Below are 20509 nucleotides of genomic sequence, written 5' to 3' on the forward strand. Positions count from 1 at the left end.
GTTTCTAATGTCGCCGTGGCAGCCAACGAAGTCGCTATCTGCGTCGACGCCGGCACGACCGTCATCAAGACCGTGGTGTTCGACATGGACGGCCGCGAACTCGCGGTCACCCGGCGGGACACCACCGTGCGCCACCCGAGCCGGGAACGCTGCGAGCAGGACATGCTCGAGGTGTGGGACGCGGTCGTCGCGACCGTCGGCGAGGCGGTCGCGCGGGTCGCGCGCCCGGTGCGGCTGCTCGCGGTCACCGCGCAGGGCGACGGCGCCTGGCTCGTCGGCCCCGACGGCCGGCCGGCCGGACCCGCGGTCCTGTGGAACGACGGCCGGGCCACCGGCGTCGTCCGGGACTGGCGCGCCGACGGGACCCTCGAGCGCGCGTACCGGATCAACGGCTCGCTCACCAACGCCGGCCTGCCCAACGCGATCCTCCGGTCCCTGAACCACGACGAACCCGGCACCGTCCTGACCTGCGGCGGCTGGCTGTTCTTCAAGCTGACCGGTGTCCTCGGCATCGAGAAGTCCGAGGCGTCCGCGCCCTGGCTCGACATCCACCGGGGCACCTACTCCACCGAGCTCACGGACCTGTACGGCATCGACCCGGCGGTGCTGCCGCCCCTGCTCACCGAGCAGGTCCAGCCGCTCACCGCGACCGAGCTGGGCCTGCCGGCCGGCACGCCGGTCGTCCTCGCCCCGTACGACATCGTGACGACCGCGTTCGGCGCCGGCGCCACGGCCGTCGGCCGGGCGACCTGCATCCTCGGCACGACACTGTGCACGGAAATGCTGGTGGCGGCGCCGGACACGACGGGCGAGCCGTCCGGCCTGACGCTGGACTTCGGCACGCCCGGCCTGCTCATGCGGTCGTTCCCCACGCTCGCCGGCACCGGCGTCGTCGACTGGCTCGTCGACCTGCTGGGGCTCGCCGACCACGACGAGGTGACCACGCTGGCCGCGCAGGCCCCGCCCGGCGCGGACGGGCTGCGCGTCTGGCCGTACCTGTCGCCGGCGGGGGAGCGGGCGCCGTTCCTCGACCCGGCGGCGAGCGGGTTCGTCGGCGGCGTGTTGTTCGGCCACGGCCGCACGCACCTCGCCCGCGCGGTCCTGGAGGGCCTCGCCCACGTCATCCGCGACTGCCTCGACGCGGCGCCGGGCCGGCCGGTCGAGCTGGGACTGTGCGGCGGTGGCGCGGCGAGCCCCCTGTGGTGCCGGTTGATCGCCGACATCACCGGCGTGCCCGCGGTGTCCACAGAGGACTCCCAGGTCGGGGCGAAGGGCGCGCAGGTGTTCGCGCTGACGGCCCTCGGCGACTACCCGGACCTGGCGGCCGCGGCGAGCGCGCTGGTCCGCCCCGCGGCCCGCTACGAACCGGAAGCCGCCACGCGCGAGGTGTACGAGCAGGCGCACGCGGAGTTCCTGGAAACCCGCGCGCTGGCGGCGACCCGATGGGATCGCTGGCGATGAGCGAACCGGTGTGGATCGGCGTCGACCTCGGCACGCAGAGCGTCCGCGCACTGGCGGTCGACAGCGCGGGGGAGACCGTCGCGTCCGCTCGCCGTCCGCTGCGCGGCAGCCGGTCCGGGAACCGGCACGAGCAGGACCCCGGCGACTGGTGGGCCCGGACCGCGGAAGCGCTTTCGGCGCTGGACCTGGGCGGTCGTGAGGTCGGTGCGGTCGCCGTCTGCGCCACCTCGGGCACCGTGCTGCTCACCGGACCCGACGGTGCGCCGCGCACCCCCGGCCTCATGTACGACGACACCCGGGCCGGCGCGTTCGCCGTGGCCGCCCAAGAAGCCGGCGAAGTGCTGTGGAGCAGGCTCGGGTACCGGATGCAGCCGGCGTGGGCACTGCCGAAGCTGTTGTGGTGGCGGCAGGAAGGGCTGCTCGGCCCGGACGTGCGGCTCGCGCACCAGCCGGACGTGGTGGCCGCCGCGCTCGTCGGGCACCCGGTCGCGAGCGACGCCGGCCACGCGCTCAAGACCGGGTACGACCTCATCGGCGACCGGTGGCCGGCGGACATCCTGTCCGCTTTGGACATCCCGGACGAGGTGCTGCCGGCGGTGGTGCGGCCGGGGACGGTGCTCGGCGAGGTGTGCGCGGACGCCGCGTCCTCGACCGGGATCCCGGCGGGCACCCCGGTGGTCGCGGGCATGACCGACGGCTGCGCGGCGCAGCTCGCCGCCGGCGCGCTCGACGTCGGCGAGTGGAACTCGGTGCTCGGCACCACGCTGGCGCTCAAGGGGGTCAGCACGACGCTGCCGCACGACCCGACCGGCGCGGTGTACTCGCACCGCGCGCCGCACGGGGACCTGTGGCTGCCGGGCGGCGCGTCCAGCACGGGCGCGGGCGCGATCAGGGTGCTGTTCCCGGATGCCGACCTCGCCGGGCTGACGGCCGCCGCCGCCCGGGTCCGCGATGTGCCGCTGTGCTACCCCCTGGCCGGGCCCGGTGAGCGCTTCCCTTTCGTGGCGCCGGAAGCGCGCGGCTTTCTCGGCGACGGTCCCTTGGCGGTGTCCGGCGACCCGGCGCGGGTGTTCGCCGCGGTGTGCACCGGCGTCGCACACCTGGAGCGGCTGTCGTTCGAGCTGCTCGCGTCGGCCGGCGCGGACGTCGGCGGCCCGGTGACGTTCACCGGCGGTGGGGCCCGCAACGAATGGTGGAACCAGCTGCGGTGCGACGTGCTCGGCGTGCCCGTGCGGCTGCCGGTGAACCCGGAACCCGCGCTGGGCATGGCCGTGCTGGCGGCGGGCGCGCTGTCCGGCGACATCCCCGCCGCGGCGAAGCGCCTAGTGCGGGTGCGCCGCACACTCGAACCGGACAGGAAGCGGCACGACGAGCTGACGCCCGCTTACCACGCGTTCGTCGCGGCGCTCGCCGACCGCGGCTGGTGGAAGGAATGACTGTGGCGGAACCGATTCTCCTGGCCGGCGACCGGTTCGTGCTGAACCGGCTGCTGGCGGCCGAACTGGCACCCGGCGCGTGGGACGTGCGAACCCTGGAACTCCCGTGGCCGCACGTGCCGTTCGGCAAGGTCGCGGAAGTCGACGAAGCGTCCGATGTGGAGTCCGAGCTGATCGAGGCGCTGCGCGGCGTCCGGGTGTGCCTGACGCAGATGGCGCCGCTGACCCGCCGCGTGCTCGAGGCGTCTCCGGACCTGGAGCTGTTCGCGGTGTCCCGCGGCGGGCCGGTGAACGCGAACCTCGCCGAGGCCACCGCGCACGGGGTGGCGGTGACGTTCGCGCCGGGGCGCAACGCGGAGTCCACCGCCGAACACACGATCGCCGTGATGCTGGCCGCGATGCGCCGGATTCCCTTGGCGCACAACAGTGTCGTGGCGGGCCGGTGGGAGAGCGGCATGTACGCCTACGCGGAGACGGGCCTGGAAATCGCGGGCAGCACCGTCGGCCTGGTCGGCGCGGGCGCGATCGGCAGCCGGGTGGCGGCCGTGCTCGAGGCGATGGGCGCGACCGTCCTGATCTCGGATCCCTACGCGGACGTCGAGTCGGTCCCGCTCGACGAACTGCTGTCCCGGTCCGCGGTCGTTTCGCTCCACGCCCGGCTGACCGCGGACACCCGCGGGATGATCGGCGAGCGCGAGCTGGCGCTGATGCCGCCGGGGTCGGTGCTGGTGAACTGCGCGCGGGGTGGACTGCTGGACTACGACGCCCTGGCGAAAGCGCTGACGGGCGGCCACCTCTTCGCCGCCGCGCTCGACGTCTACGACCAGGAGCCGTTGCCGGCCGACCACCCGCTGCGGAGCGCGCCGAACGTGGTCATGACGCCCCACCTCGCGGGCGCGAGCCGGGCGGTGGCCGCACGCGCGGCCCGGATGGTGGGCGTCGAAGCGGCCCGGTGGCTGGCGGGCGAGCCGCCGCTGCACTGCGCGAACCCGGAGGTGGTGCGGACATGACCCGGCTGCTGCTCGCCCGGCACGGCGAGACGGTGTGGCACGCGGAAAACCGCTACGCCGGCGGGCGCAGCGATCCGGCGCTGACCGATCGCGGGCGGCGGCAGGCCGCGCGGCTCGCCGAGACGACCGTGTCGGTGGGGGTCGACACGGTCGTCAGCTCGCCGCAGCGGCGGGCCGTCGCCACGGCGACGCCCGCCGCCGAAGCGCTGGGCGTGCCGCTGGAACTGCGGGACGGCCTGCGCGAGGTCGATTTCGGCGAGCTGGAGACCCACACGCTCGCCGAGATGGACCCCGAGGCGGTCCGGCGCTTCCGCGACGACCCCGAGGCCAACGCCTTCCCCGGCGCCGAACCACTGGCCGACGCCGCCGCCCGGGGCGCCGCGGCGCTGCGCGAACTCGACGGGCAGCACCGCGGCACCGTGCTCGTCGTCGCCCACAGCACGCTCCTGCGGGTCACGCTCTGCGTGCTCCTCGGCCTGCCGCTCAAGCACTACCGGCGGATCTTCCCGGCGCTGGACAACGTCGCGCTCACCGAGATCCGGTTGCCCGCCGACCCGGCCGGGCCGGCCGCCCTCGTCTCGCTCAACCGTGCGCACTGACGCGTACTCGAAAGGAATCGCCATGCGTCGACTCGCCGTTCTCGTCGCAACTCTCGCGCTGGTCGTGTCCGCGTGCTCGGCCGGCACGGGCGGTGGCGGCACGGGCAACGCCAAGATCGCGTTTCTCATGCCGGACATCGCCTCGACGCGGTACGAGCTGTACGACAGCCCGCTGTTCAAGGCGAAGGTGAAGCAGTTGTGCGCGGACTGCGAGGTGCTCTACCAGAACGCGAACGCCGACGCGTCCCGCCAGCAGCAGCAGGCGAACTCGGCTCTCGCGCAGGGCGTCAAGGCGATCGTGATCGACCCGGTCGACTCGACGGCCGCCGCGAGCATCGTCAACACCGCGCGGTCCCAGGGCGTGCCCGTCATCGCCTACGACCGGCCCATCCCGGGGACCCCGGCCGACTACTACATCTCCTTCGACAACGAGAAGATCGGCAAGTCCATCGGTGAGGACCTGGTCAAGCACCTGAAGGAAACCGGGGCGACGGGCGGCATCCTCGAAGTCAACGGATCGCCGACCGACGCGGCCGCGGGGCTGATCAAGAAGGGCATCCACTCGGCGGTCGACACCAGCGGCTTCGAGCTGCTCGCCGAGTACGACACGCCGGACTGGCAGCCGGCCAAGGCCCAGGACTGGGTGTCCGGCCAGATCACCCGGTTCGGCGGCCGCATCGCGGGTGTGGTGGCCGCCAACGACGGCACCGGCGGTGGCGCGATCGCGGCGTTCAAGGCCGCCGGGGTCACGCCGGTGCCGCCGGTGACCGGCAACGACTTCGAGGTCGCGGCCGCCCAGCGGATCGTGGCCGGCCTGCAGTACAACACGATCTCCAAGCCCATCAAGATCGTCGCGGAGGCCGCGGCCGAGGTCGCCTACCAGTTCGTGAAGGGGGAGAAGCCGGCCGGCAGGACGACGCTGTTCGACACCCCGTCGCAGCTGTTCGACCCGACGGTGGTGACGCTGGCCAACCTTCCCGGCGTGCTGGCCAAGTCCGACCAGATCAAGCCGTCCGAGGTGTGCACCGGCGAGTACGCGGCGGCGTGCAAGCAGCACGGGATCGCGTGATGAAGACCGATACCGCGGTCCTGTCGCTGCGCGGGATCAGCAAGAACTTCGGCGCGGTCGCCGCGCTGACCGACGTCGACCTCGACGTGTCCGCCGGTCAGGTGGTCGCGATCGTGGGCGACAACGGCGCCGGCAAGTCCACTTTGGTCAAGGTGCTGGCCGGCGTGCACCGCCCGGACACGGGCACGATCACCTTCGCCGGCCGCGCGGCGACGATCGACAGCCCGGCGGCCGCGCACGCGCTCGGCATCGCCACGGTGTTCCAGGACCTCGCGCTGTGCGAGAACCTCAACGTGGTCGAGAACCTGTTCCTCGGCCGGGAGATCCGCCGGAGCCGGCTGGACGAGGTCGCCATGGAGACCCGGTCGTGGGAGCTGCTGCGGCAGCTGTCGGCGAAGATCCCGACGGTGCGGATCCCGGTCGCGTCCCTGTCCGGCGGGCAGCGCCAGACGGTCGCGATCGCCCGTTCGCTGCTGGGCGACCCGAAGATCATCATCCTGGACGAGCCGACGGCCGCACTCGGCGTCGAGCAGACGGCCGAGGTGCTGAACCTGATCGAGCGGCTGCGGGAACGCGGCCTCGGCGTGCTCATGATCAGCCACAACATGGAGGACGTCCGCGCGGTCGCCGATCGCGTCGTGGTCCTGCGCCTCGGCCGCAACAACGGCGTCTTCGACGCGGCCGAAGTGTCCACAGAGGACCTGGTGGCCGCGATCACGGGCGCGGCGGACAACGTCGCGACGCGCCGGGAACGCGAAAGGAACAACCGATGACGCGGACGAAGGCCGCCCCCGCGCTGGACCTCCTCGACGAGCGGCTGCGCCACGGTGAAGGGCTCAAGCCCGCGCTCGGCGCCATCGCCGACCGGATCCGGTCCGGGGACCTCGGCGCGCTGCCGATCGTCGTCGGGCTGGTGGTGATCTGGACCGTCTTCCAGCTCCTCAACCCGGTCTTCCTGTCGAGCGCCAACCTGGTGAACCTGCTGATGGAGAGCGTCTCGGTCGGCATCATCGCGCTCGGCATCGTCTGCGTGCTGCTCGTCGGGCAGATCGATCTCTCGGTCGGTTCGGTCAGCGGGCTGTCCGCCGCGCTCACCGCGGTCACGTTCGTGAGCGGCGGGTGGCCCGGCTGGCTGTCGATCCTGGCCGCGATCGCGGCCGGCGCGCTGATCGGCTGGGTCTACGCACAGCTGGTCACCCGGCTCGGGGTGCCCAGCTTCGTCGCGACCCTCGCCGGGCTGCTCGGGTTCCTCGGGCTGCAGCTGTGGCTGCTCGGCAGCAAGGGCGCCATCAACCTGCCGTTCGACTCCGGGCTGGTGCACTTCGCCCAGCTCGACTTCGTGCCGGCGTGGCTGTCGTACGTGCTGGTCGCCGTCGCCGCGGCGGCGATGTTCCTCACCGGGTACTCGCTGGCCCGGGCCCGCCGCGCGGCCGGGCTGTCCGGGCGGTCGACGCCCTTGCTGCTGGCCCGGAGCGTGGCCGTGTTGCTGGGGCTCGGCTTCGCGGTGTGGTACCTGAACCAGGCGCGCGGCGTGGGCTGGCTGTTCGTCTGCTTCGTGGGACTGGTGCTGGTCCTGCACTACGTGCTGACCCGCACGGCGTGGGGCCGGGCGGTGTTCGCGATCGGCGGCAACGTCGAGGCCGCCCGCCGGGCCGGCATCAACGTGAAACGCAGGTACGTCAGCGTGTTCATGCTGTGCAGTTCACTGGCGGCGCTGGGCGGCCTGATCGCGGCGGCCCGGCTCGCGGCGGCCAACCAGGCGAGCGGCGCGGGCGACGTCAACCTCAACGCGATCGCGGCGGCGGTCATCGGCGGCACCAGCCTGTTCGGCGGCCGGGGCAGCGCTTTCTCGGCCCTGCTGGGCGTCCTGGTGATCCAGTCCATCTCGAGCGGCCTGACCCTGCTCGACCTGGACTCGTCGTTCCGGTTCATGGTGACGGGGCTGGTCCTGGCGTTGGCGGTCGCGCTGGACTCGGTGGCCCGCCGGTCCCGAGCGGCGCACGGTCGCGCCTAGCGGCGCCGGACCTTTGATCCGGCCGGGTCGCAGGTGCTATACCGGCAGCTGCCCGGTGTCGCGAAGACGCGATGCCCCAAAGCGAGCGGAGTGGCTGGTGGCGAACCGTACTTTGCGCTCGGTCGTCGTGGTGGTGGCGATGACCCCGGTCCTGCTGGGGACCGCCACCGCGACGGCCGCTCCCGGCACTCCGCCAGGGCGGCGGCTCACGGTCGAGACCGTGTCGAACCCGCGGCCGGCGCTCGTCAGCGGGGGACAGGTCCTCGTCAGGGTCGTCCCGCCGGCGAAAACGCCGGTCGCCGTCAGCGCCAACGGCCACGATGTGACCTCGAGCTTCCGCGAGCAGCCGGACGGCAGCCTGCTGGGTCTGGTGACCGGCCTGCGGAACGGCGTCAACGACGTGAGTGCCAAGACGAGCGGACGCGGCCCGGACCAGCGGGCGAACCTGCGCGTCACCAACCACCCGATCACCGGGCCCGTCTTCTCCGGCTCGCAGCAGCTTCCGTTCTACTGCGAAACCCAGGCGTTCGGCCTGCCCGCGGCGCAGCAGCCGCTCTGCAGCGCGCCGACGCAGGTCAGCTACCAGTACCGGACCACCGCCGGGGCGTTCGCGCCGCTGGCGGACCCGGCGGCCCGGCCCGCGGACCTCGCGACGGCCACGGTCGGCGGGCGCGCGGTGCCTTACGTGGTCCGCGTCGAGCGCGGCACGATCGACCGCGCCGTCTACGAGCTGGCGGCGCTCTACGACGGCGCGCCGTCGCCCCTGGCGCCGGAGGCAGGGTGGAACGGGAAGCTGGTCTACACCTTCGGCGGCGGCTGCAACGCCGGCTACCACCAGGGCACCTCGACCGGCGGCGTCGTCAACGACCTGTTCCTGTCCCGGGGGTACGCGGTCGCGTCCTCGAGCCTGAACGTGCTCGACACCAACTGCAGCCCGATCATCTCGGCCGAGGCGGCGATGATGGTCAAGGAGCACTTCGTCGAGACCTACGGCCCGGTGACCCACACCATCGGCTGGGGTGGCTCGGGCGGGGCGATCCAGCAGTACGACATCGCGGAGAACTACCCCGGCATCGTCGACGGCATCATCCCCGGCGTCTCGTTCCCGGACCCGCTGAGCACGGGCGGCCCGGTGTCGGACTGCCGCTTGCTGGAGCGGTACTTCGCCGGACTGGGTGCGTCGTTCACCGCGGCGCAGAAGCAGGCCGTCGCGGGCTTCGGCAGCTACGACACCTGCGTCTCCTGGGACAAGACCTTCGCCAGCCGGGCCACCGCGACCGGCAGCTGCAACGCGGCCATCCCGGTCGCGGCGCGGTGGGACCCGGTCACCAACCCGCGCGGGGTGAAGTGCAACTCCAACGAGCAGCTGGTCAACCAGCTCGGCCGGGACCCCAGGACCGGGTTCGTGCGCAGTCCGCTGGACACCACGGGCGTGCAGTACGGCCTGGCCGCGCTGAAGGCCGGGACGATCACCGCGGCGCAGTTCGCGGACCTCAACGCCGCCATCGGCGGCCTCGACTACACCGGAACACCCGTGCCGCAACGGATCGAGGCCGATCCGAAGGCGCTGGAGACGGTGTACGCCGAGGACATCGTGAACTCCGCGTCGCAGGGGTTGCGGGAAACGCCGATCATCGACCAGCGGACCGACCTCGACTTCGCCGGGTTCGGCAACGACATCCACACCACCGAGTGGTCCTACGTGATGCGGCAACGGCTGCTGCGGGCCAACGGCACCGCGGCCAACCAGGTCATCATCGAAAACCACCCCACCGCGGCCGAAGCGGCGGCGGCCAGTGCCTACGAGCTCGACGCGATGGACCGCTGGCTGACCGCGATCGAGGCCGACGGCTCGCCCCGCAGCCACCGGCAGAAGGTGCTGGCGAACCGGCCGGCCGACCTCGGCGACGGGTGCTACCTCTCGGCGGCGTCCCGGATCACCGAGAAGCTGACGTACCCGGCGAGCGGCCAGTGCGGCGCGCAGTACCCGGTGGCGGCCGACACCCGGCTGGTCGCGGGGGAGGACCTGGCCCTCGACGTGCTGAAGTGCCGGTTGAAGCCGCTGGACTTCCGCGACTACCCGGTCACCTTCACCGCGGCGGACCGGAAGCGGCTGCGGGAGACGTTCCCCGGCGGCGTGTGCGACTACCGCCGTCCCGGCGTCGGGCAGCGCGCCCCGATCGGAACGTGGCTGAGCTACGGCGACGAACGGACCGGCACCACCCCGCCGACGAAGCCGCGGTGACGCGCTGGCGCTGAACGCGGCGGTCAGATGCTCCGGTGGGTGCTGACCGCCGCTCGGAGTTCGGCCAGCTTCGGGGCGAGTGCGGCGTCGACCGCGAGCGGGTCGCGGGCGTTCAGCTCCTGCATCGCGCGGCGGTCGGCGTGCTGGGTGTCGATGTCGATCCGGCGTTCCTCGAGCGCGGCCACGATCTCCGCGACCACTTCGCCGACGGGCCGCAGCCCGTACCCCAGGTCCGCGCCCGCCCGGGTCGTCGTCATCATCGGCGTGTCGACCGGGCCGGGGTAGACCGAGGCGACGTGGATGCCACTGCCGTGCAGCTCGCGTCGCAGGGCTTCGCCGAAGCGCATGAGACCGGCCTTGGTGGCCGCGTACGTCGCGTAGAACGGCGTGCCGACCAGGCCCGCGGCCGAGGAGATCCCGACCAGGGCGGCGTTTCCGTGCGCCGCGCCCGCGGCACGGAGGTGCGGCAGTGCCGCCCGGGTCGTGAGGACGGGGGCCAGCAGGTTCAGGGCGACCATGGCCCGGATGTCCGCCACGTCGATGTCCTCGAGGGGCGCCGCCCGGACGTTGCCCGCGTTGTTGATCAGGACGTCGAGCCCGCCAAGCGCTTCGGCCGCTTCCGCGACCACGCGGTCCGGCTCGCCGTCGGCGGTGAGGTCGGCGGTGATCGGGTGCGCGGTGCCGCCGCGCTCGGCGACCAGCGCCGCCGTTTCGGCCAGCGGCCCGGCCCGGCGTCCGGCGAGTGCCAGCGCGCCCCGCCGGGACGCCAGTTCCAGGGCCAGGGCGCGGCCGATGCCGCTGCCGGCCCCGGTGATCAGGGTGCGGCGTTCCCGCAGGTCGAGCGGGGGAGGGCTCATCTTTGACACAGCTGTCATGAATGGAACGTAACTCATCTTTGATGACCCTGTCAAAGATGGGCTATGCTGGGACCGTGGCGGGCAAGCGGCAGTTCGACGAGCGGCGCACCCTCGAGCTGGCGAGGGACATCTTCTGGGCGAAGGGGTACGGCGCGACGTCCATCCAGGACATCGCGAACGCCTCGGGCGTCCTGCGCGGTTCGCTCTACAACGCCTACCAGGACAAGGAAACCCTGTTCCTGCAGGTGTTCGAGGACTACGCCCGCGACTTCCTCGCCGAGGCGGCCCGCGTGCTCGCCCATCCCGGCGTCGACCGCGCCCTGCGGGACTTCTTCGGCTTCACCATCACGTCCATGACCACCGGCGAACCGCACCGCGGGTGCCTGACGACCAAGACGGCGATCGACTCCCGGGCCGAGGGCGAGCGGATCCAGGCCGCGTTGCGGGGCCTGCTCGACGGTCTGGAGGGGCTCGTCCGGGACCGGCTCGAGTCCGAAGAGGACCGGCTCGCCCTCCCCGCGGCCGAGGCGGCGCGGGTGCTGGTCACCATGACCCGGGGCATCGTCGTGATGGAACGCGTTTACCAGGACCCGGAGCGGCTCAGGGCCACCGCCGACTCGCTGGTCGACGTGGTGCTCGCCGGTCAGCGGCGGGCCGTGCCGAACCGGCGCCGGTAGGCGGCGGGGCTGATCGACAGCTTCCGGGCGAAGACCCGGCGCAGGCTTTCGTAGCCGGGGAACCCGGCGAGGGCCGCGGCCTGCGTCGCGGTGTGCCCCTGGTCGAGCAGCGCCCTGGCCAGGTCGAACCGGATGCTCTCGACGTAGCGGGCCGGTGTCGTGGACAGCTCGTCGTGGAAGAGCCGGGTGAGGTGCCGCGTGCTCACGTTGAGGTGCTTGGCGAGCTCGCCGGGTGAGTGGTCCCCGCCCGGGTCCGCCGTCACCCGGTCGGTGATCGTGCGCAGCGCCGGCGAGCGGGGCGCGGATCCCCGCAGCGGCGCCGAAAACTGCGACTGCCCGCCCGCCCGCTGCATGTACACCACCAGGGCGCGGGCGACGTCGCGCGCCAGGTCGGGCCCGTGGTCCTCTTCGACCAGCGCGAGCGCGAGGTCGATGCCGGCCGTCACTCCCGCCGAGGTGTAGGTGGTGCCGTCGCGGACGTAGATCGCGTCGGGCTCGACGCGGCAGGTCGGGCACCGGGCGGCGAGCTCGTGCGCCACCTGCCAGTGCGTGGTCGCGCGCTTGCCGTCGAGCAGCCCCGCGGCGGCCAGGACGAACGCCCCGGTGCAGATCGACGCGACCCGGCCGGCCGCCGCGGCCGGGATCCGCGCGGCGTCCGCCAGGTCACCGGGAACGCGCGTGCGCGGGTAGATGTCGGATCCGGCCACCAGGAACGTGTCGTGCGCGGGCCGCGCGGCGACGGCACCGTCGACCGCGATCCGGACGCCGAGGCTCGACGTGACGTCCGCACCGGTCGGCGACAGCAGCGCGATCCGGTAGCCGGCACCGAACCGGTTGGCCTCCTTGAACACCTCCGCGGGTCCCGCGAGGTCCAGCAACGTCACCCCGTCGTAGACGAGGAACGCGACGCGATGAGCAGGCATCGTTCATTGTTAGCACGCCGTCCTGTCCGGATTTAAGGGGTTCCTGTCCGGACGGAGGCGGCGCCGGCCGCCGCCGCGCGAGCAGCATGGAAGCATGTCCGAAGTCATTGCGGGGCTGGAGATCCCCGGCACCGCCGCGGTCGCCGAGGCGACCCGGCACATCCGGGAGACGACCAGTCCGCTCCTCTACCACCACTCCCGGCGGGTCTTCCTGTTCGGCCTGATGCACGCGCGCAGGCTCGGCGTGGAACCCGACCCGGAGCTGCTGTACGTCGCCGCGATGTTCCACGACGCCGGCCTCCTGACGCCGTTTTCCGACGCCGAGCAGCGCTTCGAAGTCGACGGCGCCGACCACGCGCGCGCGTTCCTCCTCGACCGCGGTTTCCCCGCCGCCGCGGCCGAGACCGTCTGGACGGCGATCGCGCTGCACACCACACCCGGCATCCCGCAGCGGATGGCGCCGGAGATCGCGACCACGTACTTGGGTGTCCTGACCGACGTGCTCGGGTTCGGCCTGGACGACCTGGACCGCGACCAGCTGGCCGAGATCGTCGCCGCCCACCCGCGGGGGAACTTCAAGGACGACTTCCTGCGCACCACGGTCGACGGCCTGAAGAACCGGCCCGACACCACGAACGGCACCGTGAACTCCGACTACCTCGAACACTTCGTCCCGGGCTTCCGGCGCACGACGACGGTCGAGCGCATCACCGGATCGCCGTGGCCGAGCTGAGATCGCGAAAGCTCGTTCACCCACGTGACGGCGCGGCGGAGCGGAGCCACCCAGGTAGACCGGCGAGCGGCCCTGGCCCGGAGCCGTGACCCTCACGCGCACTGGCTCCGGCCGGGACAGCTGCGCAGGAACCGGACCACCGGCGCTTCCGGGATGACCTGGTCCACGCCCGGCAAGCCCTTCGGCCAGTCGATCGAGACGGCGACCGACGAGGAGTTGTCGCGGTAGTTCGTCTCCGCCAGCGTCCGGTCGCTGTTGACCGTGTTGACCAGGTCGTACTTCCCTGCGGGCACGTGGGTGATGTCCAGCCACTGGAAGTCGACGTCGAACTTGTAGTCGTCGCCGGAGCCGACCGAAATGCCCTCGACCACGTCGAGCGCCGCCGGCTCGTGGTGGCGGCAGTTGTTGGCGCGCAGGCGATCCGCGAGCTCGGCGTCGGCTCCGGTGTCCCCCGGCACGTGGGCCAGCCCGCCGGCGTCGGCCACGGGGTAGCGGTCGCCGAGGCAGAAGCCGTTCTTCCGGTCGGTGACGACCGTCCTGCCCTGCGGGGAAACCAGCGCGAACTTCTCGAAGTTCATCAGGTGCCAGTGCTGGTGGGCGAGTGCGGGCTCGTAGTAGGTGTACGCGCGGGTGGCGCGTTGCGCGGAAGCGTAGTCACCCGGGATCGAGTCGCCGGCGCGCAATGCCTGGCGCACGGTCATCTTCTCCTGCTTCGCGTCGTCGCGGCGCCCGTACAGCAGCAGCGGTCCGTCGCCGACGTTCTCCTCGGAACTGGTGAAGCGCAACCGGACCGCTTTCGCCACGGCGGCCGGGACGCAGCGGCCGTTGGGGGCTGCGGGGTCGATCACCGGGCAGACGTCCCACGCCCCGCACTGCGCGAGGTCGGCGGAAAAGCCGCCGGTGCAGCCCGGCGGGACCTGGCGCAAGTTCGGGAGCAGCAGGTCGGGGGCCGCGTCGGCGCGCGGTGCCGACGCGGGAGCCGCGGCGAGGATCGCCGCCAGCACCAGGGCCGCGTACTTCTTGGACAAGGGGTCACCTTCCTCGGGGTTCCGGCTCGCGTGCGTCACACGATGGGCTGAGCCGGGTCGCTTGCGGACGTCGAATCAGTAGCGTGCGGGCGAACTGCCGCCGTCGAAAAGGAAAAGCATGCCGACCACCGCCGGTTTCCGGGCCACCGCCGAGAGTTCTCCCGAGGTCGTGCTCGCGGCCGTCGGGGGCGCGACCCTGGTCTGCGGGACCCGCCCCGAACTCATCAAGCTGGCGCCGCTGATGCGCTTGTTCGGCGACGAGTGCTCGATCGTCTACACCGGACAGCACTACGACGGGCCGCTCTACTCGCGCATCCGCGCGGATCTCCCGCCGTCGGACCGCTTTCTCGAGCTCGGTGTCGGCGGCGGCCGCCGCGGCGACCAGCTGGGCCGGACGATCAGCGCGGTCGACGAAATCCTCGCGACCCACCCGGGCCGGGTGGTGCTCGTGCAGGGCGACACGACGTCCGCGCTCGCCGGCGCGCTGGCGGCCAACGCGCACGGGCTCCCGCTGGTGCACGTCGAAGCCGGGCTGCGCAGCCACGACCGGGCGATGCCCGAAGAGCACAACCGGGTCCTGATCGACCACCTGGCCGACCTCTGCTGCGCGCCGACCGACCTCAACCGCCGCAACCTGCTCGCCGAAAACGTGCCCGCCGAACGGATCGCCGTCACCGGCAACACCGTCGTCGAAGCACTGGAGGCCGCCCTCCCGCCGGCCGGCGAGCGCGCGGACGTCCTCGCCGCGCACGGGCTGACGCGCGACCGGTACGTCCTGGCCACGATCCACCGGCCGGAGAACGTCGACGACCGGGCGCGGCTCGCGGTGATCCTCGGCGAGCTGGGCCGCCTGCCGCTGCCGGTCGTGTTCCCGCTGCACCCCCGCACGGCCAAGAACGTCGAGCGGTTCGGGCTGGGCGGGCTCCTGGCGCCGCTCGCCGTGCTGGAACCCCAGGCGTACCCGGCGTTCCTCGCGCTCGCCGCGGAAGCCGCCGTGCTCGTGTCCGATTCCGGGGGCATCCAGGAGGAAGCGAGTGTCCTCAAGCGACCGGTGGTCGTCGTGCGGCGCAGCACCGAGCGGCCCGAGATCGCGGGGACCTTCGGCGTGCGGGTGCCCGCCGGGCCGCGGATCGGCGAGGAAACCGCGCGGTGGCTGGACGACGTGGCCGGCCACCGCGAGCGGCTCCGGTACCTGGAGTCGCCCTACGGTGACGGGTCCGCCTCGGCGCGGATCGTGGCCGCGCTCGGCTCGCTCGTTCACCGGGCGGGCTCCGCGATCGCGGGTTGATCCCGGCCGGCGGGGATGCGGTCGGTGACGTCGTTCGCGAGCGCGACGCTCGAGTTCCAGCTCGTCACTTCCGGGTACACGTGCGCGGTCGTCGCCAGCAGCAGGTTCGTGCCCTCGACGACCACGCCCGGACGCTGCGCGAGGTAGCCCAGCGGGTACACGGGTTCGACGAACGGCGCCTTGAACACCCGCACCGCCGCGATGTCGTCCGGGTCCAGCTCCGGGTACAGCTCCCGCAGCTGGGCCGACCACCGCGCCGCGATCGCGGCGTCGTCGTCGAGGTACAGCTGCGAGTCGCGGTCGGTGTAGCGCATCACGTAGGCGAGGTGGTGGCCGCCGTTGGCTTCGGTGCCGGCCAGCTCGGACATCGCGACCACGCCGTCGAACTCGGTGCCCGAGTGCAGCACCGGCGTCCAGTAGTGCTCGGTGAGCGCCCGGTGCAGGAAGAACACGCCGGTCACCACGCCCTGGTAGGGCAGGTCGGTCCGGGGGAGCCGGGCGGCGAGGGCGTCGTCGGAAACGCGCCGCAGCAAGGGAAGCGGCACGGTCGACACGACGTGGTCCGCGCCGAGCACCTCGCCGCCGGTCAGGGTGAGGATCGCGCTCTCGCCCGCGCTGTGCAGCCGCCGGACCGGCGCCGACGTGCGCACGGTTCCCCCGGCCCGCTCGATCGACGCCCGCAGCGCGTCGATGACGGTCTTGTAGCCGCCCGCCGGGTAGCCGCGGGTGGCCACGTTGCGCTCCCGGCCGAGGCGCTGCCACAGGTAGAGGGCGGGCACGTCGCCGAAGGACGGACCGAACTTCGAGCCGAACATCGGCGCGAAGAGCCGCTCCCACACGACGTCGCCGTAGAGCCCGCGCAGCCAGTCTTCGGTGCGCAGGTTGTCGAGGTCGCGTCCCCGGCCCAACCGCCGCAGCAGCACCGAAACCACGCCGAAGCGCACCCGGTCGCGCGGCCGCAGAGCCGAAAACCGCAGCAGGTCGAGCGCGGAGTTGAACGGGTGCCTGCGGCCGTCGACGACCATGCCCATCGTGGTTTCCCGCCACCGCACGGCATCCCGCAGGCCCAGTTCGCCGAGCAGGCCGAGCAGGGCGTCGTCGGTGGGCATGACGCAGTGGTAGAACCGCTCCACCCAATGGTCGCCGTGGCGGAAGAACGTGCCGAGGCCGCCGAGCTGGTCGCCGGCTTCGAGCAAGGTCACCTGCGCGCCGCGGCGGGCGAGGCGGTGGGCGGCGGCGAGGCCGCAGATGCCGCCGCCGATCACGGCGACGTGCGGGGCGGTGGTCGTGTCGGACACCGGGGGCATCACAGCTTCCGGAAGGGCGCCGGGCTCAGCCGGTCGCGGGCGAGGAGTTTCAGGTACTGCGCCATGGTGCGGCGCAGCTTCAGTTTGCTCGGCCCTCGCTTGCGGTCGTACTGCAGGGCCAGTGGAACCTCGGCGATCACCGGGCGGCAATGGCGGAGCTTGAGCAGCAGCTCCACCATGCAGGCGAAACCCTGCTCCTCGATGAGCCGCTCGCCCCAGTGCGTCCAGGCCCGGGTCAGCAGGGAGGCCCGGTAGGCGCGGTAGCCGCTGGTGAAGTCCCGGACCCCCTCGACGTCGAGCGCGCGGTGGAACAGCTTGGCCGCGCCGCGCGAGAGCAGCCGGCGCCCGAGCGGGGCGGTCCGGTCGTCGCCCCCGGGGACGAACCGCGAGCAGATGGCGACGTCCGCGCCGCCGGCGATTTCCGCTTGCAGCGCCCGGATCAGCACCGGGTCGTGCGTGTCGTCGGCGTCCATCACGACGACGGCGTCGTCGGGCCCGGCTTCCTCCAGCGCCGCACGGAGGCCGGACAGCACGGCCCGGCCGAGCCCGAGGTTCACCGCGTGGCGCACGACGCGCACGTCGAGCCCGCCGCACCCCGACTCGGCCACCGCCGCCGTGGCGTCGGCGGACCCGTCGTCGACGACCCAGACGGTGATCCGCTCGGTGCGGGCCACTTCGGCCAGCCGCCGCAGCAACGGCGGCAACGACGCTTCTTCGTTGAACGCGGGCAGCACGACGTGCGCCCGTCCGCCGTTCGCCTTCGCGGCGGGTTCCGGTTCCGCCAAGGTGGCCAGAGTCGATTCTTCGCGCACCACGTTCCCTTTGTTCGATCCGGTTGTCACTCGACCGGCATCGCTCCCCGAGCGGTCGACGGGACGTATTCGGCTATGTTGTTGGGTTTCTTTAGCGGCCTGAAAAGTCCCCCGAAAGGATGGGCGTCATCGGAACTACACACTGTTTCCGTCAATCACCGGTTCGGGGTTTCCGCACTGCCCGAACGGGTGGGTATCCGGGTGGGAACATGAGGGAATGGCCGGCACCGACCACCGTTTCGACCGAGGCAGACACCAGTGACTGAACTGAGAGACGCGGTCTTCGCCGAAGCGCTGCCGCTGCAACGCCGCGTCCGGCCGCGCACCCGGCCGCGCATCCGCCCGAAAAAGGTGCGGGCGCGGTCCCGTCCGTTGCTGACCCGGGTCAACGCCGTGGCGTCGCTGCTGGTCGCCGTCGACGTCGCCGCCTGGACCACCGCGGTGCTGCGGACCGGGCCCGGCCCGGCGGGCGCGGCGGTGACCGCCGTCGCGCTGCTGCTGGCCCGCACGGCCGGGCGGGTGCACCGCCGCCGGCTGTGGCTTTCGTGGCTGCAGGACCTCCCGCGCTCGGTCACCGCCACCGCGCTGGCGTTCGCGCTCGTCACCGGGGCCGGACTGGTGTCCGGGATGGACGGTGCGGCCACCGCGCGGCTGCAGGAGGTCGTCCTGGTCTTCGCGGTGCTCGGCGAGGCGGTCCGCCCGCTGGTCTTCGCCTTCGGCCGGTGGGGCCGCCGCCGGCTGCGCCGGTGCGATCGCGCGGTCGTCGTCGGCTCCGGCCGGATCGGTGCCGAACTGGTCCGCACCATGCTCGAACACCCCGAGTTCGGGCTGCTGCCGGTCGGTCTCGCGGCGTCCGGGCCGGCACCGGCCGGCCTGCCGGTCGAGCCGATCGGCGACGACCTCGCCGAGGCCATCACCCGGCTGCGCGCGGGCACGGTGGTCCTGGCGCCCGCCGGCGACGGCGAGGGGGACGGCGCGATCGTCGACGCCGCCATCGGCGCCCACCGGCTCGGGTGCGTGACACTGGTGCTGCCGCACCTGTTCGAGCTCTGCTCCGACGGGCCGGGCGTCGACCGGCTCCGCAGCTACCCGCTGGTGTGGCTGGGCGGCGCGCCGACCCGGCGGCCGGGCTGGTGGGTCAAGCGCGTCGTCGAGACGGCGCTGGCCGCGGTCGCGCTGGTGGTCCTCGCGCCGGTGATCGCCTGCTGCGCGCTGGCCGTCGCGCTGGAAAGCGGCTTCCCGGTGTTCTTCCGCCAGGTGCGGGTCGGCATGGACGGGCGGACTTTCCTGCTCTACAAGCTCCGCAGCGTCCGGCCGTCCGAAGTGGACGATTCACAGGTGCGCTGGTCGGTGGCGGGCGACAGCCGGGTCGGCCCGGTCGGGCGGTTCCTGCGCCGCAGCTCCCTGGACGAGCTCCCGCAGCTGTGGAACGTCGTGCGCGGCGACATGGCGCTGGTCGGCCCGCGCCCGGAGCGGCCGGTGTTCGTGCACGAGTTCTCCGCCGTGCACGACCTCTACTGGGCGCGGCACCGGGTACCGACCGGGCTGACCGGCCTGGCCCAGGTGCACGGCCTGCGCGGGGACACCTCCATCGCGGACCGGGCGCGCTACGACAACTACTACATCGCGAACTGGTCGCTGTGGCTGGACGTGAAGATCGTCATCCTGACCGTGGGAGAGCTGCTGTGCCGAAGGCAACGCTGATGCGCCGATTCCGGGCCGCCGCGGCCCTGCTGGTCCTGGTGGCGGGCAGCCTCCCCGGGTGCGCGGCGAGCTCGGCGCAGGAGACGTCGGTGCCGCCGCCGAAACCGCTGGCGCCGTGCGCGTGGTGGTACGGGATCGGCCAGCCGCCGACGGCCAAGGAGATCGAGCTGGCCGCCAAGCGCTACCAGGTCGTCGTGCTCAACGCCGACCAGGGCGCGGCGATGCGCCGGCTGCACGAGCTGAACCCGCGGGTGAAGGTGCTGGTGTACAAGGACTTGTCGAGCACCCGCAACTACCCGGGCGCGGTCGACGGCGGCCGGGACGCGCCCTTCCTGCCCAGCGGCATCGGGTACGTCGCCGCGCAGGACAACCACCCGGACTGGTTCGCGCTGGACGACCGCGGCCGCCGCATCGAGTGGCAGGGTTACCCGAAGCACTGGCAGATGACGGTCTGGGACCCCGCCTACCAGCAGGCCTGGACGGACGCCGTCGTCGCGGAGACGACCCGCGAGGGCTGGGACGGCGTGCTGGCGGACAACGACTTCAACTCGCTGAGCCACTATTCGCCCGCGGTGCTCGCCGGAACGGCGAACGTGGCGGAGACCGATCGCAAGCTGCGCGACGGCCTCGACGCGTTCCTGTCCAAAGTGGGCGATGCCTTCACCAAGGCGGGAAAACTGCTGGTGCCCAACGTGTCCGAGACGCACCTGGTGCCGGGGCGGTGGACCGCGCACTCGCGCTTCGGCGGCGCGATGGAGGAGAACTTCGGCTTCCGCGAGGACGGCGGCACCGGCGGCCTGCTGACGTTCCGCGGCAACGAGTTCCAGGAGCTGCGCGCCCAGGCGGCGCTGGGGGAGTCGTTGCTGCTGCTGGTGACCCGGACGAGGAACGCGCAGCAGGAGCGGGCCGGCTACGCGAGCGCCGCCCTGCTGGCCGGGCCCCGCACGTGCTGGACCCGCGCGACCACCGACGACTACCGCGACCCGGAGTGGTCGTCGTTGCAGGACAGCGGGCTGGGCGAAGCGGTGGACGCGGCAGGACGGCTGCCGAACGGCGTGTGGACCCGGACGTACACGAACGGCTGGGTCGCGGTCAACACGACGGCGCAGACGCAGACGGTGACGCCGCCGGAGGGGTTGGCCGAGCCGGGCACCCCGGCGGCATCGGTCGCCGAGCCGCCGGAGCCGATTTCGCTGGAGGCCGCGGACGGGCTGGTGCTGGTCCGGCCGGCGAAGCCCGCGCGGGCGGTGGGGTGTGCGGGGGTGGGTTCGGGGCCGTTGATGCGGGCTTGCCGGTAGGCCGCTCACTCCGCGCTCTCCGCCAGGGTCCGCACGGGCTTCGGCAGA

General features: G+C 72.8%; 18 protein-coding genes. 13 read left to right on the forward strand and 5 right to left on the reverse strand.

Annotated features, from left to right (window positions below; translation table 11 throughout):
* Nucleotides 1-15 precede the first annotated feature (15 nt).
* From AB0J40_RS34315 to AB0J40_RS34350, 8 genes are all read left to right on the forward strand, one after another.
* Nucleotides 16-1461, forward strand: a complete 1446-nt coding sequence (locus AB0J40_RS34315) for an FGGY family carbohydrate kinase (protein WP_364461558.1) — start codon at nucleotides 16-18, stop codon at nucleotides 1459-1461.
* Entirely contained in the window at nucleotides 1458-2897 is a 1440-nt protein-coding gene (locus AB0J40_RS34320; RefSeq protein WP_364461560.1) for an FGGY family carbohydrate kinase, read from the forward strand. Before AB0J40_RS34315 ends, AB0J40_RS34320 begins: the two co-directional genes overlap by 4 nt.
* A 2-nt stretch (nucleotides 2898-2899) precedes the next feature.
* The gene (locus AB0J40_RS34325; protein WP_364461563.1) at nucleotides 2900-3907 is read left to right on the forward strand and encodes a 2-hydroxyacid dehydrogenase; all 1008 of its coding nucleotides are present in this window, start codon (nucleotides 2900-2902) and stop codon (nucleotides 3905-3907) included.
* Entirely contained in the window at nucleotides 3904-4506 is a 603-nt protein-coding gene (locus tag AB0J40_RS34330; protein WP_364461566.1) for a histidine phosphatase family protein, read from the forward strand. Before AB0J40_RS34325 ends, AB0J40_RS34330 begins: the two co-directional genes overlap by 4 nt.
* A gap of 22 nt (nucleotides 4507-4528) precedes the next feature.
* Nucleotides 4529-5575 carry a sugar ABC transporter substrate-binding protein gene (locus AB0J40_RS34335; protein WP_364461568.1) on the forward strand — a complete coding sequence of 349 codons (1047 nt, stop codon included), beginning with the start codon at nucleotides 4529-4531 and terminating at the stop codon, nucleotides 5573-5575.
* Complete coding sequence (locus AB0J40_RS34340; RefSeq protein WP_364461570.1) at nucleotides 5575-6348, forward strand: ATP-binding cassette domain-containing protein; 774 nt, start codon at nucleotides 5575-5577, stop codon at nucleotides 6346-6348. Before AB0J40_RS34335 ends, AB0J40_RS34340 begins: the two co-directional genes overlap by 1 nt.
* Nucleotides 6345-7589: a hypothetical protein gene (locus AB0J40_RS34345; protein WP_364461573.1), complete on the forward strand. Its 1245-nt coding sequence runs from the start codon at nucleotides 6345-6347 to the stop codon at nucleotides 7587-7589. The genes AB0J40_RS34340 and AB0J40_RS34345 overlap by 4 nt, the downstream gene beginning before the upstream one ends.
* A gap of 97 nt (nucleotides 7590-7686) precedes the next feature.
* Nucleotides 7687-9834, forward strand: a complete 2148-nt coding sequence (locus AB0J40_RS34350; protein ID WP_364461576.1) for a DUF6351 family protein — start codon at nucleotides 7687-7689, stop codon at nucleotides 9832-9834.
* A 23-nt stretch (nucleotides 9835-9857) separates the two neighbouring features.
* On the opposite strand, the gene AB0J40_RS34355 is transcribed toward AB0J40_RS34350, so the two are convergent.
* Nucleotides 9858-10709, reverse strand: coding sequence for an SDR family NAD(P)-dependent oxidoreductase (locus AB0J40_RS34355; RefSeq protein ID WP_364461579.1), 852 nt, complete (start codon nucleotides 10707-10709; stop codon nucleotides 9858-9860).
* Between the two features lie 56 nt (nucleotides 10710-10765).
* Between AB0J40_RS34355 and AB0J40_RS34360 the strand changes: the two genes are divergently transcribed.
* The gene (locus tag AB0J40_RS34360) at nucleotides 10766-11368 is read left to right on the forward strand and encodes a TetR/AcrR family transcriptional regulator (protein ID WP_364461582.1); all 603 of its coding nucleotides are present in this window, start codon (nucleotides 10766-10768) and stop codon (nucleotides 11366-11368) included.
* On the opposite strand, the gene AB0J40_RS34365 is transcribed toward AB0J40_RS34360, so the two are convergent.
* Nucleotides 11335-12291, reverse strand: a complete 957-nt coding sequence (locus AB0J40_RS34365) for a DJ-1/PfpI family protein (protein ID WP_364461585.1) — start codon at nucleotides 12289-12291, stop codon at nucleotides 11335-11337. The two genes, AB0J40_RS34360 and AB0J40_RS34365, sit on opposite strands and share 34 nt — an antisense overlap.
* A gap of 94 nt (nucleotides 12292-12385) precedes the next feature.
* Here AB0J40_RS34365 and AB0J40_RS34370 point away from each other — a divergent pair, with 94 nt between their 5' ends.
* Nucleotides 12386-13024: an HD domain-containing protein gene (locus tag AB0J40_RS34370; protein ID WP_364461588.1), complete on the forward strand. Its 639-nt coding sequence runs from the start codon at nucleotides 12386-12388 to the stop codon at nucleotides 13022-13024.
* A gap of 92 nt (nucleotides 13025-13116) precedes the next feature.
* Here AB0J40_RS34370 and AB0J40_RS34375 read toward each other — a convergent pair whose 3' ends face one another.
* Nucleotides 13117-14052, reverse strand: a complete 936-nt coding sequence (locus AB0J40_RS34375) for a lysyl oxidase family protein (RefSeq protein ID WP_364461591.1) — start codon at nucleotides 14050-14052, stop codon at nucleotides 13117-13119.
* A 118-nt stretch (nucleotides 14053-14170) separates the two neighbouring features.
* On the opposite strand from AB0J40_RS34375, the gene wecB reads away from it, so the two are divergent.
* Nucleotides 14171-15340, forward strand: coding sequence for a UDP-N-acetylglucosamine 2-epimerase (non-hydrolyzing) (wecB, locus tag AB0J40_RS34380; protein WP_364461594.1), 1170 nt, complete (start codon nucleotides 14171-14173; stop codon nucleotides 15338-15340).
* Here wecB and AB0J40_RS34385 read toward each other — a convergent pair.
* Both AB0J40_RS34385 and AB0J40_RS34390 read right to left on the reverse strand, forming a co-directional pair.
* Complete coding sequence (locus tag AB0J40_RS34385; RefSeq protein WP_364461597.1) at nucleotides 15310-16638, reverse strand: NAD(P)/FAD-dependent oxidoreductase; 1329 nt, start codon at nucleotides 16636-16638, stop codon at nucleotides 15310-15312. The genes wecB and AB0J40_RS34385 overlap by 31 nt on opposite strands.
* A gap of 8 nt (nucleotides 16639-16646) precedes the next feature.
* Nucleotides 16647-17432: a glycosyltransferase gene (locus tag AB0J40_RS34390; protein WP_364461600.1), complete on the reverse strand. Its 786-nt coding sequence runs from the start codon at nucleotides 17430-17432 to the stop codon at nucleotides 16647-16649.
* A 285-nt stretch (nucleotides 17433-17717) separates the two neighbouring features.
* On the opposite strand from AB0J40_RS34390, the gene AB0J40_RS34395 reads away from it, so the two are divergent.
* Nucleotides 17718-19163: an exopolysaccharide biosynthesis polyprenyl glycosylphosphotransferase gene (locus AB0J40_RS34395; RefSeq protein WP_364461602.1), complete on the forward strand. Its 1446-nt coding sequence runs from the start codon at nucleotides 17718-17720 to the stop codon at nucleotides 19161-19163.
* Entirely contained in the window at nucleotides 19163-20461 is a 1299-nt protein-coding gene (locus AB0J40_RS34400) for a putative glycoside hydrolase family 15 protein (RefSeq protein WP_364461605.1), read from the forward strand. The genes AB0J40_RS34395 and AB0J40_RS34400 overlap by 1 nt, the downstream gene beginning before the upstream one ends.
* The last annotated feature ends 48 nt before the right edge of the window (nucleotides 20462-20509 follow it).

It is taken from the genome of Amycolatopsis sp. NPDC049691 (assembly GCF_040675005.1).
Lineage (GTDB): Bacteria > Actinomycetota > Actinomycetes > Mycobacteriales > Pseudonocardiaceae > Amycolatopsis.

Excerpts from the sequence above, each read along its gene's own strand:
- AB0J40_RS34320 (WP_364461560.1), top strand. The coding sequence starts at position 1,458 with ATGAGCGAACCGGTGTGGATCGGCGTCGACCTCGGCACGCAGAGCGTC.
- AB0J40_RS34330 (WP_364461566.1), top strand. The coding sequence starts at position 3,904 with ATGACCCGGCTGCTGCTCGCCCGGCACGGCGAGACGGTGTGGCACGCG.
- AB0J40_RS34335 (WP_364461568.1), top strand. The coding sequence starts at position 4,529 with ATGCGTCGACTCGCCGTTCTCGTCGCAACTCTCGCGCTGGTCGTGTCC.
- AB0J40_RS34340 (WP_364461570.1), top strand. The coding sequence starts at position 5,575 with ATGAAGACCGATACCGCGGTCCTGTCGCTGCGCGGGATCAGCAAGAAC.
- AB0J40_RS34345 (WP_364461573.1), top strand. The coding sequence starts at position 6,345 with ATGACGCGGACGAAGGCCGCCCCCGCGCTGGACCTCCTCGACGAGCGG.
- AB0J40_RS34355 (WP_364461579.1), bottom strand. The coding sequence starts at position 10,709 with ATGACAGCTGTGTCAAAGATGAGCCCTCCCCCGCTCGACCTGCGGGAA.
- AB0J40_RS34365 (WP_364461585.1), bottom strand. The coding sequence starts at position 12,291 with ATGCCTGCTCATCGCGTCGCGTTCCTCGTCTACGACGGGGTGACGTTG.
- AB0J40_RS34370 (WP_364461588.1), top strand. The coding sequence starts at position 12,386 with ATGTCCGAAGTCATTGCGGGGCTGGAGATCCCCGGCACCGCCGCGGTC.
- wecB (WP_364461594.1), top strand. The coding sequence starts at position 14,171 with ATGCCGACCACCGCCGGTTTCCGGGCCACCGCCGAGAGTTCTCCCGAG.
- AB0J40_RS34400 (WP_364461605.1), top strand. The coding sequence starts at position 19,163 with ATGCGCCGATTCCGGGCCGCCGCGGCCCTGCTGGTCCTGGTGGCGGGC.